Annotated in this window: 15 protein-coding genes; 10 read left to right on the forward strand and 5 right to left on the reverse strand. The window is 74.0% G+C overall.

Annotated elements, in window-relative coordinates; all coding sequences use genetic code 11:
* The first annotated feature begins 95 nt into the window (after window positions 1-95).
* The gene (gene tuf / locus ACFWRV_RS02600) at window positions 96-1,271 is read left to right on the forward strand and encodes an elongation factor Tu (RefSeq protein WP_384327093.1); all 1,176 of its coding nucleotides are present in this window, start codon (window positions 96-98) and stop codon (window positions 1,269-1,271) included.
* A gap of 72 nt (window positions 1,272-1,343) precedes the next feature.
* Window positions 1,344-2,189, forward strand: coding sequence for a spermidine synthase (locus ACFWRV_RS02605; protein WP_384327095.1), 846 nt, complete (start codon window positions 1,344-1,346; stop codon window positions 2,187-2,189).
* A 50-nt stretch (window positions 2,190-2,239) separates the two neighbouring features.
* Here ACFWRV_RS02605 and ACFWRV_RS02610 read toward each other — a convergent pair whose 3' ends face one another.
* The gene (locus ACFWRV_RS02610; protein ID WP_384327097.1) at window positions 2,240-3,331 is read right to left on the reverse strand and encodes a hypothetical protein; all 1,092 of its coding nucleotides are present in this window, start codon (window positions 3,329-3,331) and stop codon (window positions 2,240-2,242) included.
* A gap of 121 nt (window positions 3,332-3,452) precedes the next feature.
* Here ACFWRV_RS02610 and ACFWRV_RS02615 point away from each other — a divergent pair, with 121 nt between their 5' ends.
* Complete coding sequence (locus ACFWRV_RS02615) at window positions 3,453-3,890, forward strand: DUF4442 domain-containing protein (protein ID WP_384327270.1); 438 nt, start codon at window positions 3,453-3,455, stop codon at window positions 3,888-3,890.
* 115 nt (window positions 3,891-4,005) lie between these two features.
* On the opposite strand, the gene ACFWRV_RS02620 is transcribed toward ACFWRV_RS02615, so the two are convergent.
* Window positions 4,006-4,536 (reverse strand): gamma carbonic anhydrase family protein, encoded by a 531-nt coding sequence (locus tag ACFWRV_RS02620; RefSeq protein ID WP_384327273.1) that lies wholly within the window; start codon window positions 4,534-4,536, stop codon window positions 4,006-4,008.
* A gap of 160 nt (window positions 4,537-4,696) precedes the next feature.
* Here ACFWRV_RS02620 and ACFWRV_RS02625 point away from each other — a divergent pair, with 160 nt between their 5' ends.
* The 3 genes from ACFWRV_RS02625 (at window position 4,697) to ACFWRV_RS02635 (ending at window position 6,818) form a co-directional block, all read left to right on the forward strand.
* The gene (locus ACFWRV_RS02625) at window positions 4,697-5,446 is read left to right on the forward strand and encodes an acyltransferase (RefSeq protein ID WP_384327099.1); all 750 of its coding nucleotides are present in this window, start codon (window positions 4,697-4,699) and stop codon (window positions 5,444-5,446) included.
* Between the two features lie 200 nt (window positions 5,447-5,646).
* Window positions 5,647-6,219: a helix-turn-helix domain-containing protein gene (locus ACFWRV_RS02630; protein WP_384327101.1), complete on the forward strand. Its 573-nt coding sequence runs from the start codon at window positions 5,647-5,649 to the stop codon at window positions 6,217-6,219.
* 44 nt (window positions 6,220-6,263) lie between these two features.
* Window positions 6,264-6,818: a YbaK/EbsC family protein gene (locus ACFWRV_RS02635; protein ID WP_384327103.1), complete on the forward strand. Its 555-nt coding sequence runs from the start codon at window positions 6,264-6,266 to the stop codon at window positions 6,816-6,818.
* A gap of 53 nt (window positions 6,819-6,871) precedes the next feature.
* On the opposite strand, the gene ACFWRV_RS02640 is transcribed toward ACFWRV_RS02635, so the two are convergent.
* Window positions 6,872-7,696 carry an aminoglycoside N(3)-acetyltransferase gene (locus ACFWRV_RS02640; protein ID WP_384327105.1) on the reverse strand — a complete coding sequence of 275 codons (825 nt, stop codon included), beginning with the start codon at window positions 7,694-7,696 and terminating at the stop codon, window positions 6,872-6,874.
* 46 nt (window positions 7,697-7,742) lie between these two features.
* Window positions 7,743-8,204: a CoA-binding protein gene (locus ACFWRV_RS02645; RefSeq protein ID WP_384327107.1), complete on the reverse strand. Its 462-nt coding sequence runs from the start codon at window positions 8,202-8,204 to the stop codon at window positions 7,743-7,745.
* 74 nt (window positions 8,205-8,278) lie between these two features.
* Here ACFWRV_RS02645 and ACFWRV_RS02650 point away from each other — a divergent pair, with 74 nt between their 5' ends.
* From ACFWRV_RS02650 to ACFWRV_RS02660, 3 genes are all read left to right on the forward strand, one after another.
* Entirely contained in the window at window positions 8,279-8,905 is a 627-nt protein-coding gene (locus ACFWRV_RS02650; protein ID WP_384327109.1) for a YigZ family protein, read from the forward strand.
* Between the two features lie 178 nt (window positions 8,906-9,083).
* Entirely contained in the window at window positions 9,084-10,253 is a 1,170-nt protein-coding gene (locus ACFWRV_RS02655; RefSeq protein WP_384327111.1) for an exonuclease SbcCD subunit D, read from the forward strand.
* Entirely contained in the window at window positions 10,250-13,402 is a 3,153-nt protein-coding gene (locus ACFWRV_RS02660) for an AAA family ATPase (RefSeq protein WP_384327113.1), read from the forward strand. Before ACFWRV_RS02655 ends, ACFWRV_RS02660 begins: the two co-directional genes overlap by 4 nt.
* A 31-nt stretch (window positions 13,403-13,433) precedes the next feature.
* Here the strand turns inward: ACFWRV_RS02660 and ACFWRV_RS02665 are convergent, their stop codons facing one another.
* On the reverse strand, window positions 13,434-13,880 hold the full coding sequence (locus ACFWRV_RS02665; protein ID WP_359144110.1) for an Lrp/AsnC family transcriptional regulator: 447 nt from the start codon (window positions 13,878-13,880) through the stop codon (window positions 13,434-13,436).
* A gap of 88 nt (window positions 13,881-13,968) precedes the next feature.
* On the opposite strand from ACFWRV_RS02665, the gene ACFWRV_RS02670 reads away from it, so the two are divergent.
* Window positions 13,969-14,463 (forward strand): rhodanese-like domain-containing protein, encoded by a 495-nt coding sequence (locus ACFWRV_RS02670; protein WP_384327115.1) that lies wholly within the window; start codon window positions 13,969-13,971, stop codon window positions 14,461-14,463.
* Window positions 14,464-14,499 lie beyond the last annotated feature (36 nt).

The following is a 14,499-nucleotide window of genomic DNA, read 5'->3' on the forward strand; positions in this document are numbered from 1 at the left end:
CTCCCCCGACAGTCCGGCGGACCCCGCAAGGGGAGGGTCGGCGGGGCCCTGGGGTCTTCTCTTCTCAGCTTCGAGTTCTTCATAAGGAACGAACCATGTCCAAGACGGCATACGTGCGCACCAAGCCGCACCTCAACATCGGCACCATGGGCCACGTCGACCACGGCAAGACCACCCTCACCGCCGCCATCACCAAGGTCCTCAGCGAGCGCGGCGGCAGCAGCACCTCCTACGTCTCGTTCGACCGGATCGACCGGGCCCCCGAGGAGGCCCAGCGCGGCATCACCATCAACATCGCGCACGTCGAGTACGAGACCAACACCCGCCACTACGCGCACGTCGACATGCCCGGTCACGCCGACTACATCAAGAACATGGTGACCGGAGCGGCGCAGCTCGACGGGGCGATCCTCGTCGTCTCCGCGCTCGACGGGATCATGCCGCAGACCGCCGAGCACGTCCTGCTGGCCCGTCAAGTCGGCGTCGACCACATCGTCGTCGCCCTCAACAAGGCCGACGCCGGCGACCCCGAGCTGACCGACCTGGTCGAGCTGGAGGTCCGTGAGCTGCTCTCCGCGCACGGGTACGGCGGCGACGCCGTCCCCGTGGTCCGGGTCTCCGGGCTCAAGGCGCTGGAGGGCGACCCACGGTGGACGGCGGCGATCGAAGGGCTGCTGGACGCCGTCGACACGTACGTGCCGATTCCGGTGCGCTACACCGACGCGCCGTTCCTGCTGCCCGTCGAGAACGTCCTGACCATCACCGGCCGGGGCACCGTCGTCACCGGAGCCGTCGAGCGCGGCACCGTCCGCGTCGGCGACAAGGTCCAGGTGCTGGGCGCGGACATCGAGACGGTCGTCACCGGCCTGGAGACCTTCGGCAAGCCGATGGAGTCCGCCGAGGCCGGGGACAACGTGGCGCTGCTGCTGCGCGGGGTGGAGCGCGACCGGGTCCGCCGCGGCCATGTCGTGGCCGCGCCCGGCAGCGTGGTGCCCAGCCGCCGGTTCACCGCCCAGGTCTACGTGCTGTCGACGAAGGAGGGCGGCCGGTCGACCCCGGTCGCCACCGGCTACCGGCCGCAGTTCTACATCCGTACGGCGGACGTCGTCGGCGACGTCGACCTCGGCGAGGCGGCGGTCGCGCGCCCCGGCGACACGGTCACGATGACCGTGGAGCTGGGCCGTGACGTGCCGCTGGAGTCCGGTCTCGGCTTCGCGATCCGCGAGGGCGGCCGCACGGTCGGCGCGGGCACGGTCACCGAGCTGCTCTGAGCACCACCGCGGCCCGCCACCCCTCGGCCCAGGGGTGGCGGGCCGCGGGGTGAGGCAGGCGACAATGGAGAGGTGAACGAGCCGATACCCGTCATCCGCGAGGTCGACTGCGGCACCGCCCGGCTGCTGCCCGACATCGACCGCGACCGGGCCTGGCTGCTCACGGTCGACGGCGCGCCCCAGTCCTACGTCGACCTCGACGATCCGTCCTACCTGGAGTTCGAGTACGTGACCCGGCTCGCCCACGTGGTCGACTGCGCGGCCGGGCCGGGCGCGCCCCTGGACGTCCTGCACCTGGGCGGCGGGGCGCTGACCCTGCCCCGCTACGTGGCCGCGACCCGCCCCGGCTCGCGTCAGGACGTCGTCGACGCGGACCGGGAGCTGCTGGCGCTGGTCCGGGAGCATCTGCCGCTGCCCGACGGCAGCGGCATCATCCTGCACACGGCCGACGCCCGGGAGCGGCTGGAGGCGACGGCCCCCGCCTCCGCCGACCTCCTGATCGCGGACGTCTTCGGCGGCTCCCGGGTCCCGGCCCACCTCACGTCCGTCGAGTACGCGCGGGCCGCCGGCCGGGTCCTGCGGGCGGACGGGATCTACGCGGCCAACCTGGCCGACAGTGCGCCGTTCGCCTTCCTCCGCTCCCAGTTGGCGAACTTCGCCGCGGTCTTCCCGGAGCTGGCGCTGATCGCGGAACCGGCGGTGCTGCGCGGGCGGCGCTTCGGCAACGTCGTCCTCCTCGCCTCCCACACGCCCCTCGGGGTGGACCCGCTCGTCCGCCGCTGCGCCGCGGACGCCTTTCCCTCGCGGGTCACCCACGGCGCCGCGCTGGCCGGATTCCTCGGCGGGGCCCGCCCGGTGGCGGACGCCGACGCGGTCGCCTCGCCCGAACCGCCCGACGGGGCCTTCAGCGTCGGCTGAGGCCGAGGCTCCCGGCGGTCGGGGCGGCGCGGGGCGGGACTGTGCGGGTGTCAGCCGGTGGGCTCACCCGCGAGGCGGACGGTGCTCAGGATCTGCTGGATCGTGGTGTCCGGCAGCTCGTCCTTGACGCCGGCCGCGGCGTAGAGGACCCAGGTGGAGAAGTCGCCCTTGGAGTTCTTGAAGGAGAACGCGATCGACTTCCCGTCGCTGTCGCACTTCTCCTTGTTGGCGAGTTCCCGGGCGTTGGCCTGGACAACACTGCCGGAGAGACCCGACTTCGTGGTGAACGGCTTGGCCTTGCCGATCTTGACCTTGGACTTCGGGTCGAGCTGGGCGTAGGCGGCCCACACCCAGTTGGCGGCCTCGTTCGTCGCGGCCTCGTCGCTGTTCTTGGCGCCCTGGGCGCCCTTCGTGCCGACGCCGGCGAGCCCGGTGTCCTCCTCGCTGCCGTCCCCGTCGGAGTCGTCCACGCACCACTTGCTCTTGTAGTACGCGGGCGATGAGAAGCCGGCGACCGGCGGGCCTTCGGGCTTCTTGGCGTCCTCGAAGCCGGAGAAGACTCCCGCCCCCGCGACCTCCCAGTCACCGGGAACGTCGAACTGCGTGCCCCACTTGGGGTTGGTGACGACCTTCCAGCCCGGGATGAGGGGCTTGGGGTCGCCCTCGGAGCCCCGCGGGTTCTCCACCGGCGCGGAGCCGGTGGCCGATTCGCTGGGCTTGGCGCTCGGCGACGCGGACTTCTTGTCGTCGGCGACGGTCTTGCCGCCCTCGTCGTCCTTGCCGAGCACGAGGAAACCGGTGACCCCCGCCGCGACGACGACGGCGGTCGCCGCGACGATCGCCACGATCGTCGTCTTCTTCTTGTCGTCGCCGGGCTTCGGCCCGCCGGGCGGACCCGGGACGGCGTACTGCGGCACCGTCGGCTGCTGGTAGGGATTGGGCTGCTGATAGCCCGGCTGCCCGCCGGGCGGGCCCTGCGGGTATCCGTAGCCCGGCTCCGCGGGCTGCCCCGGCTGGCCCTGCGGCGGATATCCCGGTTGCTGATAGGGATTCGGCTGCTGGTACCCCGGCTGCTGGTACGGGTTCTGGTTCTGGTCCTGCGGGTTCTGCTCGCCCCCGGGCGGCTGCGTTCCTGGCCACATGGCCAGTAACCATAGATGGGCCGTGCGCCCACTTCTACGGCCGCCCTGTCCCAGAGCCGTCACAAGGGGATGGCCAAACAGTGCTACTGGTGAGTAACCTTCGGACATGAGCGCTGAACAGATGACCGTGGGCGAGATGCTCGTCGCGACGGTTCCGATGGCCCGGACCCTCAACCTCGAATTCCTGGAGACGACCCCGGAGCGTGCCGTCGTCCGGCTGCCCGACCAGGCGGATTACCACAACCATGTCGGTGGACCCCACGCCGGAGCGATGTTCACGCTCGCCGAGTCCGCCAGCGGCGCGATCGTCATCGCCGCCTTCGGCGACCAGATGTCGCGCGCCGTACCGCTCGCCGTGAAGGCCGAGATCGGCTACAAGAAGCTCGCCATGGGCGAGGTCACGGCGACCGCGACCCTCGGCCGCCCCATCGCCGACGTCGTCGCCGAACTGGACGCCGGACAGCGGCCGGAGTTCCCCGTAGCCATCGAGATCACGCGCGCCGACGGCGCGATCACCGGCGAGATGACCGTCGTGTGGACCCTGCGCCCCAACGGCTGACCACCGCCCTACGCACGTGATACCGGGCCGCCGGCCCTCCCGTTCGAGGAGGCTCGGCGGCCCGGAGTGTTTCTCGGCGGGGCGGCGGCCCGGAGTGTTTCCGGGTGGGCGGACGTCAGCCCTGGTGTGCCTCACGGTGGGCCTTCGCCAGCTCCACGTACCCGGCCGCGTTGAAGCGGATGCTCTCCAGCTCCTCGGCGGTCAGCGGCCGCTTCACCTTCGCGGGCACCCCCGCGACGAGCGAGCCCGCCGGCACCTGCATCCCCTGCGGTACGAGGGCCTGCGCCGCGATCAGCGAACCCGCGCCGACGCGCGCGCCGTTGAGCACCGTGGCGCCCATCCCGACCAGCACGTCGTCCTCGATCACACAGCCGTGCAGCACCGCGTTGTGGCCGACCGAGACCCGCGCGCCCACGGTGAGCGGGAAGCCGGGGTCGGTGTGCACGCTGCAGTTGTCCTGGATGTTGCTGTCGGGGCCGAGCGTGATGGGACCGCAGTCGGCGCGCAGCACCGCCTGGTACCAGACGCTGGAGCCCGGGGCGAGCGTCACCTCGCCGATGACCACGGAGGTCGGGGCCACGAACGCGTCCACGTCGATGTCCGGCTCCTTGCCGCCCATGCCCGTGATCAACGCCTGCTCCGCCATCGCCTGCTCCTTCGCGCCGGTGTGGTGCTCCTGGGCCCTCTCCACCGGATCAGGCCGACTCACACGGTAGGCGACGGCTCCCGGCGGACGCCGCGCAGTGGGGCGAACATCACAGGTCACCGCACGGATCGCCGATCGCGCCGCCGACTACCGTGAGCGCGTGCCGAAGAACCGAAACACGTTCTCTTTCCTCGCCCGCTGGCCGCGCCGTGCCGCCTCCCGCGCGGTCCACCTGGGCTGGGCCTGGGCACAGCGGGCGGGCGCGGTCACCGCCGAGCACCCGGGACGGCTGCGGTTCGGCGCGATCGGCGCGGGCACCCGGCTCGCCTTCCCGCAGGGGACCGTGTTCGGGGAGCCGTGGATCGAGCTGGGCGGGCACTGCATCATCGGCGAGCAGGTCACGCTCACCGCCGGGATGATGCCCGACCTGGACCTGGGACCCGATCCGATCCTCACCCTGGGCGACGGCGTGGTGCTGGGGCGCGGCAGCCATGTGATCGCGGACACGACGGTGACGATCGGCCCGGACACGTACTGCGGTCCGTACGTCTACATCACTTCGACCAACCACAGCTACGACGACCCGCACGAGCCCGTGGGCAAGCAGTGGCCCCGGATGGAGCCGGTGGCGATCGGCCCCGGCTGCTGGATCGGCACCGGTGCGGTGATCCTGCCCGGGGCCCGGCTCGGCCGGAACGTGGTGGTCGCGGCGGGCGCCGTCGTCCGGGGCGAGGTCCCCGACCACGCGGTGGTCGCGGGAGCCCCCGCCCGCGTCGTCCGCAGCTGGGACCCGGAGAAGGGCTGGCAGCCGCCGCTGCGCACCCCGGCGCCCATCCCGATCCCCAAGGGCGTGACGCCCGAGCAGCTGCTGGCCCTCGCGGAGCTGGACCAGCCGCGGGACACGCCGTAACGCGGACGCCGATGGGCGCCGGCGATGCCGGTGGCGGGTGGCGGGTGGCGGTGCCGGCGATGCCGGTGGCGGGTGGCGGGTGGCGGTACAGGCTGCTGGACGGGGGAGTGCACCGTACGGCAGTGCAATATTCTTGACCACGGCATCCGCTGTACTCGACTCAGCCACCCGCACTCCGCCATCCACCGCAGGGACGGTACGTGTCCGACCTCGACCAGCTCACCCAGTCGCTGGCCCGCAATCTCAAACGCTGGCGGGGGGAGCGCGGCTTCACCCTCGACGCGCTCGCGGCCCGCGCCGGAGTCAGCCGCGGGATGATCATCCAGATCGAGCAGGCCCGGACGAACCCGAGCGTCGGCACCACGGTGAAGCTGGCCGACGCGCTCGGCGTCGCCATCACCACCCTCCTCGACCACGAGCAGGGCACCCAGGTCCGGCTGGTCCCCGAGAGCCGGGCCGTCCGCATGTGGTCCACCGAGGCGGGCAGCTCCACCACCCTGCTCGTCGGCGCCGAGGCCCGAGGCCCGCTCGAACTCTGGACCTGCCGGCTGATGCCCGGGGAGGGCACGACCTCCGATCCGCACCCCGAGGGCACTGTCGAACTCCTCCACGTCACCGAGGGCGAGCTGACCCTCCTCGTCGACGGACTCACCCATTCAGTATCGGCGGGGACCTCCGCCACGTTCGAGGCGCACGTACCGCACGGCTACCGCAACGAGGGCGGCGAGCCGACCGTCTTCACCATGGCCGTCGCCATTCCGCCCGTCCGCTGAGACGCACGGCCGGCCCTGCCCCCGCCGCTGTTAGCGTGCGTGCCATGCGCGCACCCATCGGCACCTTCGAGGACGCCGCTCCCGCCGCGGAGCGGCTCGACCTGCTCCCCGCCCCCGTCGTCGCGGCGCTGACCGCGGGCTGGGGCGAGTTCACCGCCGAGCAGCTCGTCCACGTCGACAGCGACCCGGCCGTCGCCGACACCGCGGTCTTCGCCGAGCACCACGGCGTGGAACTGCTCGATACCTCGGCCAACTGCGTCGTCGTCGCGGGCAAGCGCGGCCAGGACGTCACCCTCGCCGCCTGCGTGGTGCTCTCCCGCACCCGGGTCGACGTCAACGGCGCCGTCCGCAAGCACCTCGGCGCCCGCAAGGCATCCTTCGCCCCGATGGACACGGCGGTCGGCGAGAGCGGCATGGAGTACGGCGGCATCACCCCGATCGGGCTGCCCGCCGCCTGGCCCCTCCTGCTGGACCCCGCCGTCGTGGACGCGGAATGGGTCCTGATCGGCAGCGGCAGCCGGCGCGGCAAGCTCATCGTCCCCGGCAAGGCGCTCGCCGCCCTCCCGGGCGCGGTGATCGTCGAGGGCCTCGGCGTCTGAGCCTCGCCCCGGGCAGCCGGGACCTCTGAGAGGCCCTTCCCCGGGCAGCCGGGTCAACGCCCGGCTGTCCGGTGCTCCGTGAGCCACGCCGTGGCGAAGTCGACGGCGGGGCGCAGCCGGACGAGCCTGCTCACGGCCGCGCCCACGCGCCCCGTCCGTACGTCCCCCTCGGCGGCAGCCTCCTCGAACGCGGCGCCCAGCGCCGCGAAGTCCCCGTCGTCCAGGGCGACATCCTCGTACTCCCACCACCGGCGCACCCCCCGCGAGGCCACCACGCAGCGGTAGCTCCGGCGCGGCGGCCCGGCCATCCGGTACTCGCCCAGGTGGAACGCCGTACACGTGGCGTAGCCGGTGCCGAGCAGCAGGATCCGGGCGTCCGCCTCGTACAGCCGGGCCAGTGGCGAGTCCTCCCCGAGGTGGCAGTCGGGGCGGTGCCCGGCGAGCAGCCGAGCCGCCCCGGGGCCGAGCGCGGCGAACGAGGTCTGCGGATGGGTGCTGCGCCCGGCCCCCGCCGCCGTCCGTACGGCCTCGGCCAGCGCGCCCATCGACGGCGCGGGGGTCAGCGCCGGGTCGTACGGTGGCATCGAGGCGCGCACGGCGTCGACGGCCCCGGCGTCCAGGCCCCGTACCCGCTCGCGGTAGTGCGGGGAGGTGTCGGAGTTCTCCGGGGTAAAGGAGGGAACCACCACGGTCCCCTCCGTCCCCACGGCCCGGCGCAGCGCGCCCAGCACCCCCCGCGCACCGTCCGCCACCGGTCCCAGCGACCGCAGCGAGGCGTGCACCAGGAGCACATCGCCGGGCCGTACGCCCAGCGCGGTCAGAGCGGCCGTCGTCCGGGCCCCGTCGGTCGCGTCGTCCGCCCCGTCCACTTCGTCCACGGCGGGGATCCTTCCCGTCCCGGGGCGCCCCGCACACCCGGGCCGCTCAGGCGCGGGTGCCCAGCCGCGGGATCTCGATCGCGGGGCACCGGTCCATGACCATGTCCAGGCCCGCCGCGCGCGTCCGCCCGTAGGCGTCCGGGTCCACGACGCCGAGCTGGAACCAGACCGCCTTCGCGCCCACCGCCACCGCCTCGTCCGCGACGGCGCCCGCCAGCTCGCTGTTGACGAACACGTCCACCACGTCGATGGGGAAGGGGATGTCCGCGAGCGAGGCGTACCCCGGCTCGCCGTGCACGGTCTCGGCCTTCGGATGCACCGGCACCACCCGCTTGCCGAACCGCTGGAGGACCTCCGCCACCCCGAAGGCCGCCCGGGACCGGTTGCCGGAGAGACCGACCACCGCCCAGGTGTCGCCCGTGTCGTTAAGAATCCGCCTGATCGTCGCGTCGTCGGAGGAGGCGTCGCTCGCGTACGTGCTGTCTGCGGTGCTGCGGTCTGCGCTCATGCCGGGACAACCTGCGGCCCCACCTCGCCATTCCCGCCGGGACCCGCCCGCGCGGCGGCGCATAGGGTGGACGGATGCAGGAGCAGTACCGGACCGTCGCCCGCGCGGGTGTGCACGAGAGCGAGATCAACCGATCCCGTTTCCTCTGCTCCCTCGCCCCCGCCGCCACCGAGCAGGAGGCGCAGGACTTCGTCGCTCGCGTCCGCAAGGAACACCCGACCGCCTCCCACAACTGCTACGCGTACGTGATCGGCGCCGACGCCTCCGTACAGAAGGCGAGCGACGACGGCGAACCCGGCGGCACCGCGGGCGTCCCCATGCTCCAGATGCTGCTGCGGCGGGAGGTGCGGTACGTCGCCGCGGTCGTCACCCGCTACTACGGCGGGGTCAAACTCGGCGCGGGCGGACTGATCCGGGCGTACGGGGGAGTGGTCGGCGAAGCCCTCGACGCGCTCGGCACCCTCACCCGGCAGCGCTTCCGGCTCGCCACGGTCCACGTCGACCACCAGCGGGCCGGAAAGCTGGAGAACGACCTGCGGGCCACCGGCCGGGACGTCCGCGAGGTGCGGTACGCCGAGGCCGTCAGCATCGAGATCGGGCTGCCGGACGCCGACGTCGAGGCGTTCACCGCCTGGCTGGCCGACGCGACCGCGGGGACCGCGACCCTGGAACTGGGCGGCGAGGCGTACGGCGACGTGTGACCGGACGTCGGGGGAGACGTGGGGGCGATCCCACGGAGGTCAAAATCATGATCGATGCGGGTTCGGCGGCCCGGCGGCGTTAGCGTGGTCGGTGCCGAGCGGGATCACGGGCCGCCGGTGCGCGGCCCACGGGGTGGAGGACGACGACGATGCAGGCCAAGACCGGCGGAGTGATGGCGTGAGGCTCCTGCACACCTCGGACTGGCACCTGGGCCGGTCCTTCCACCGGGTCTCCCTGCTGGAGGCCCAGGCCGCCTACCTCGACCATCTCGTGGCGACCGTCCGGGAACGCGAGGTGGACGTCGTCCTCGTCGCGGGAGACGTGTACGACCGGGCCGTGCCGCCGCTCACCGCCGTCGAGCTGTTCGACCGCGCGCTGCACCGGCTCGCCGCGGCCGGCGTTCCCACCGTCATGATCTCCGGCAACCACGACTCGGCCCGCCGGCTCGGCGTCGGCGCCGGGCTCTTCGAGCGCGCCGGGATCCATCTGCGGACCGACCCCGAGGGCTGCGCGACCCCCGTCGTGCTCGCCGACGACCGCGGCGACGTCGCGTTCTACGGGCTCCCCTACCTGGAACCCGCCCTGGTCAAGGACGCCCTGGGGGCGGGCAAGGCGGGTCACGAGGCGGTGCTCACCGCCGCCATGGACCGGGTCCGCGCCGACCTCGCCACCCGCCCCGCCGGAACCCGCTCCGTCGTCCTCGCGCACGCCTTCGTGGCGGGCGGCGAGCCCAGCGACAGCGAACGCGACATCACCGTCGGCGGGGTCGCCGCCGTCCCGGCCGGAGTCTTCGACGGCGTCGACTACGCGGCCCTCGGCCACCTCCACGGCTCCCAGCGGGTCACGGCCCGGGTCCGCTACTCCGGCTCGCCGCTCGCCTACTCCTTCTCCGAAGCCGACCACCGCAAGACCATGTGGCTCATCGACCTCGACGCGGACGGGGGCATCGCCGCCGAGGAACGGATCGACTGCCCCGTGGAGCGGCCCCTCGCCCGGCTCCGAGGCCGCCTCGACACCCTCCTGGAGGACCCCGCCCTGGACCGCCACGAGCACGCCTGGGTCGAGGCCACCCTCACCGACCCGGTGCGCCCCGCCGACCCCATGGCCCGGCTCGCCCGGCGCTTTCCGCACACCCTCAGCCTCGTCTTCGACCCCGAGCGGCCACCGGACGACCCCGCGGCCTCCTACGCCCAGCGCCTCAAGGGCCGCGACGACCACCAGATCGCCGAGGACTTCGTCGCCCACGTCCGGGGCGGCAGCGGCCCGAGCGACCTCGAACGGACCGTGCTGCGCGCCGCGTTCGACGACGTACGGGTGGACGAGACCGTGCGCGAGGTGTCCCGGTGAGACTGCACCGCCTGAGCATCACCGCCTTCGGCCCGTTCGGCGCCACCCAGGAAGTCGACTTCGACGCCCTCTCCTCCGCCGGGCTCTTCCTGCTCCACGGACCCACCGGCGCGGGGAAGACCTCCGTCCTGGACGCCGTCTGCTTCGCCCTGTACGGAGCCGTGCCCGGCGCCCGGCAGAGCCCCGGGGCCTCCCTGCGCAGCGACCACGCGCCCGTGGACCTGCCCACCGAGGTCCAGCTCGAACTGACCGTCGGCGGCCGTCGCCTGGAAGTCACCCGCAGCCCCGCCCAGCCGCGCCCCAAGAAGCGGGGCGACGGCTTCACGATGGAGAAGGCCCAGAGCAGGCTGCGCGGCTACGACCCCGAGCGCGGCTGGCAGGCCCTCAGCAAGTCCCACCAGGAGATCGGCGAGGAGCTGACCCAGCTCATCGGCATGAGCCGCGACCAGTTCTGCCAGGTGGTGCTCTTGCCGCAGGGCGACTTCGCCCGCTTCCTGCGCTCGGACGCCGAGGCCCGCGGCAAGCTGCTCGGCCGGCTCTTCGACACCCGCCGCTTCGCCGCCGTCGAGGAACGCCTCGCCGAACTGCGCCGGGGCGCCGAGGCCAGAATCACCGCCGCCGACGAGCGGATCCTCGCCCTCGCCCAGCGCACCGCCCAGGCGGCCGGGCCGGCCGGGGCCGAGGCCACGCCGATCGCCGCCCGGCCCGGCGAACCGGGCCTCGCCGAAGCCGTGTTGGAGTGGTCCGCGATCGCCCGCTCCACCGCGCGGGAGCGGCTGGAGATCGCCCAGTGCGTCGTCGCCGGGGCCGAGGACCGCCAGCGCGCGGCACGCCACGCCCTGGACGCGACACGTGAACTCGCCCGCCTCCAGCAGCGGTACGAGGAGACCCGGCGGCGCTCCACGGCGCTGGAGGAGCGGCGGCCCGAACACGACCGCTGCCAGGAGCGGTTGGACCGCGCCCGCACGGCGGACCGGGTCGCCCCCGCACTGGACCTGCGCGAGGAGGCGGAGCGCGCCCACCGCCGGGCGGCCGACGCCCTCGGCCGGTCCAGGGCGCAACTGCCGCCCGACCTCGCCGACGCGGGCCCCGACCAACTCGCCGAGCTGGAGCGCCGGTTCCGGCAGGAGCTGGGCGGCCTGGAGTCCGCTCGCCGGGCCGAGACACGCAGTACCGGGATCGACGAGGAGCGGGACCGGCTGGAGCGCGAGTCCCGGGCCGACGAAGCGACCGTCCGGGACACCGAGGTCTGGCTCGCGGGCTGGGACACCGTCCACGCCGGGCTCCGGGAGCGCATCGCCACGGCGCAGGAGGCGGCGACCCGCGCCGAACAGCTCGCCGGACTCCTCGCCCCGGCCCGCCGCCGACTGGATGCCGCCCGCCGCCGCGACACACTGGCCGCCGAGGCCAAGGGCGCCCGGCAGACGCTGGCCGAGGCCCGCGAGCGCGCCCTCGACGCCCACGAGACCTGGCTCGGACTGCGGGAGCGGCGGCTGCGGGACATCGCGGCGGAACTGGCCGCCGGACTCGTCGACGGCGCCCCCTGCACCGTCTGCGGCTCCGCCGAGCACCCGGCCCCCGCCACCGAGGGCGACGGCCACGTCGACCGGGCCACCGAGGAGGCGGCCCTCACCGCTCACCGCCGCGCCGAGGAGACCCGTACCCGCGCGGAGCAGGCCCTCGGCCTCGTCCGCGAACGCCACGCCACCGCCGCCGCCGAGGCCCGCGACGCGGACCCTGCGGAGACAGCCGTCGCCGAGGCCAGGACGAAGTCGCACGGGGACCCGGACCCGGGCGCGGGCGCCGACCCGGACGCGGGCCCTGACCCGGACCCGGACACGCCCCCCAACCCGGACACCGGCGCCGACCCAGACGGGGAACCGGCCCCCGGCCCGTCCGTCGACGAACTCCGTCACACCGTCGACCGGTTGACCGCCGAGCACACCGAGGCGCACCGGCTCGCCGCCGGGACACACGCCGCCCGCGAGGCCCTCGACGCCGCCGAGCGCGAGCACGCCGGCCGCCTCGAACTCCGGCAGGAGGCTGAGCGCCGGGCCGCCGCCCGCACCTCCCGGCGGGAGGCGCTCGACCGGGAACAGGCCGCGCTGCACAGCGAACTCGCCGCCGTCCGGGGCGAGTCCGGGTCCGTCGCCGCGTACGCGGACCGCCTGACCCGCCGGGTGGAGCTGCTGGCGGAGGCCGCCGAGGCCGTACGCGCCGAACAGGACGCGGCCCAGCGGCGCAAGGAGGCCGACGACCGGCTCTCCGACGCGGCGTTCCGGGCCGGCTTCGACACCCCCGAAGCCGCCGCCGCGACGCTCCTCGACGCAGCGGCCCAACGCGACCTCCAGCACCGCATCGACGCCTGGCAGGCCGAGGCCGCCGCGGTGGCCGACCGCCGCGCCGAACGCGACGCCCGCGAGGCCGCCGAGCAGCCCGCGGCCCGACCGGCCGCCGCACAGGGCGAGTTCGAGACGGCGGAATGGCTGCTGCGCGAGGCGTCCTCCGCGCTCGCCGCCGCCGAGGAACGCTGCGGGGAGCTGACCCGGCTCTCCCGGCAGGCCGCCGACGAGGTGCTGAGGCTGGGCCCGGTGCGCCAGGAGTACGAGCGGATCGCCCGGCTCGCGGGTCTGGCGGCGGGCACCTCGGCCGACAACGAGCGCAAGATGCGCCTGGAGGCGTACGTCCTGGCCGCCCGCCTCGAACAGGTGGCGGCGGCCGCCACCGCACGGCTGCGGCGGATGTCCTCCGGCCGCTACACGCTGGTGCACTCCGATGCCCGCGCCGGCGGACGCCGCGCCGGACTCGGGCTTCACGTGGTCGACGCCTGGACCGGCAGCGAACGCGACACCGCGACGCTGTCCGGCGGGGAGACGTTCTTCGCCTCGCTGGCCCTCGCGCTGGGCCTCGCCGACGTCGTGACCGAGGAGGCCGGTGGCGTACGCCTGGACACCCTCTTCATCGACGAGGGGTTCGGCAGTCTGGACGACCAGACGCTGGACGAGGTGCTCGACGTACTGGACTCCCTGCGGGAGCGGGACCGCAGCGTCGGCATCGTCAGCCATGTGGCCGACCTGCGCCGCCGGATCCCGGTCCGGCTCGAAGTGGTCAAGGAGCGCCAGGGATCATCCGTCCACCACCGCCTGTGACCGCCCGCGGCCACGTCGGCCGGCCGCCGGTTCAGCGGCCGATCGCGCGGCGGGGGAGCGGTGAGGAGTACACGATGCTCGTGGTGACGGAGCCCAGCGCGCCGATCCGCCCGGTGGTCTCCTCCAGATGCCTCATCGAACGGGCCGTGACCTTGAGGACGAAGCAGTCGTCGCCGGTGACGTGGTGGGCCTCGATGATCTCCGGCGTGGTCTCCAGCAGATCGTGGAAGGGCTTGTAGTTCCCGTTCGGGTAGCGCAGGCGCACCAGGGCGAGGATGGGCAGCCCGAGCCGCTCGGCGTCGACCACCGCCGCGTACCCGCTGATCACCCCCAGCTCCTCCAGCCGCCGCACCCGCTCCGTCACGGCGCTCGGGGACATGGCGACGGCACGCGCGAGCTCGGCGAAGGTGGCGCGGCCGTCGCGCTGGAGGACGTCGAGGATGCGCCAGTCGGTGGCGTCCGGGGAATAGTCGGTCACCTTGCCGAGGCAACAGGGAAATCCCCGGCGAATCAAGAGAGGCGCCGGGGAATCCCACTTCTCGGACCCGTTCCACCGCCATACATTCATGGTCATGAACTCCCGCAGCACGGCCACGGCCGACCACCCCGTCCTGCGCGTCGCGCCCGCCTCTCCCGCCGCCGCGGCCGCCTATTTCGGCGCTTCGCTCGCGTTCCACGCGGATGTCTCCGACGTCGCCGCCGCGCTCGCCGCCGACGGTGACCCCGGGTTCGTCGTCCTGGACAGCCGCTCCGCCGCCTCCTGGGACCAGGGGCACATCCCCGGGGCGGTCCACCTGCCCACCGCGCTGATCCCCGAGCAGGCGGCGGCGCTGCTGGACCCGGCCGTCCCCGTGGTCACGTACTGCTGGGGGCCGGGCTGCAACGGCGCGACCCGCGCGGCCCTGGCTCTCGCCCAACTGGGTTACCAGGTGGCGGAGATGCTCGGCGGGTTCGAGTACTGGGCGCGCGAAGGGTTCGCCTACGAGACCTGGGAGGGCGGCGAGCGGCGCGCCCCCGACTCGCTGACCGCACCGGTCGACGCGGCCGACTGCGGCTGCTGAGGCCCCACGGGTCCGGACGGAGGCCGCCACGCCCGG

Source organism: Streptomyces sp. NPDC058576 (genome assembly GCF_042718715.1).
In the GTDB taxonomy this organism is placed as follows: domain Bacteria; phylum Actinomycetota; class Actinomycetes; order Streptomycetales; family Streptomycetaceae; genus Streptomyces.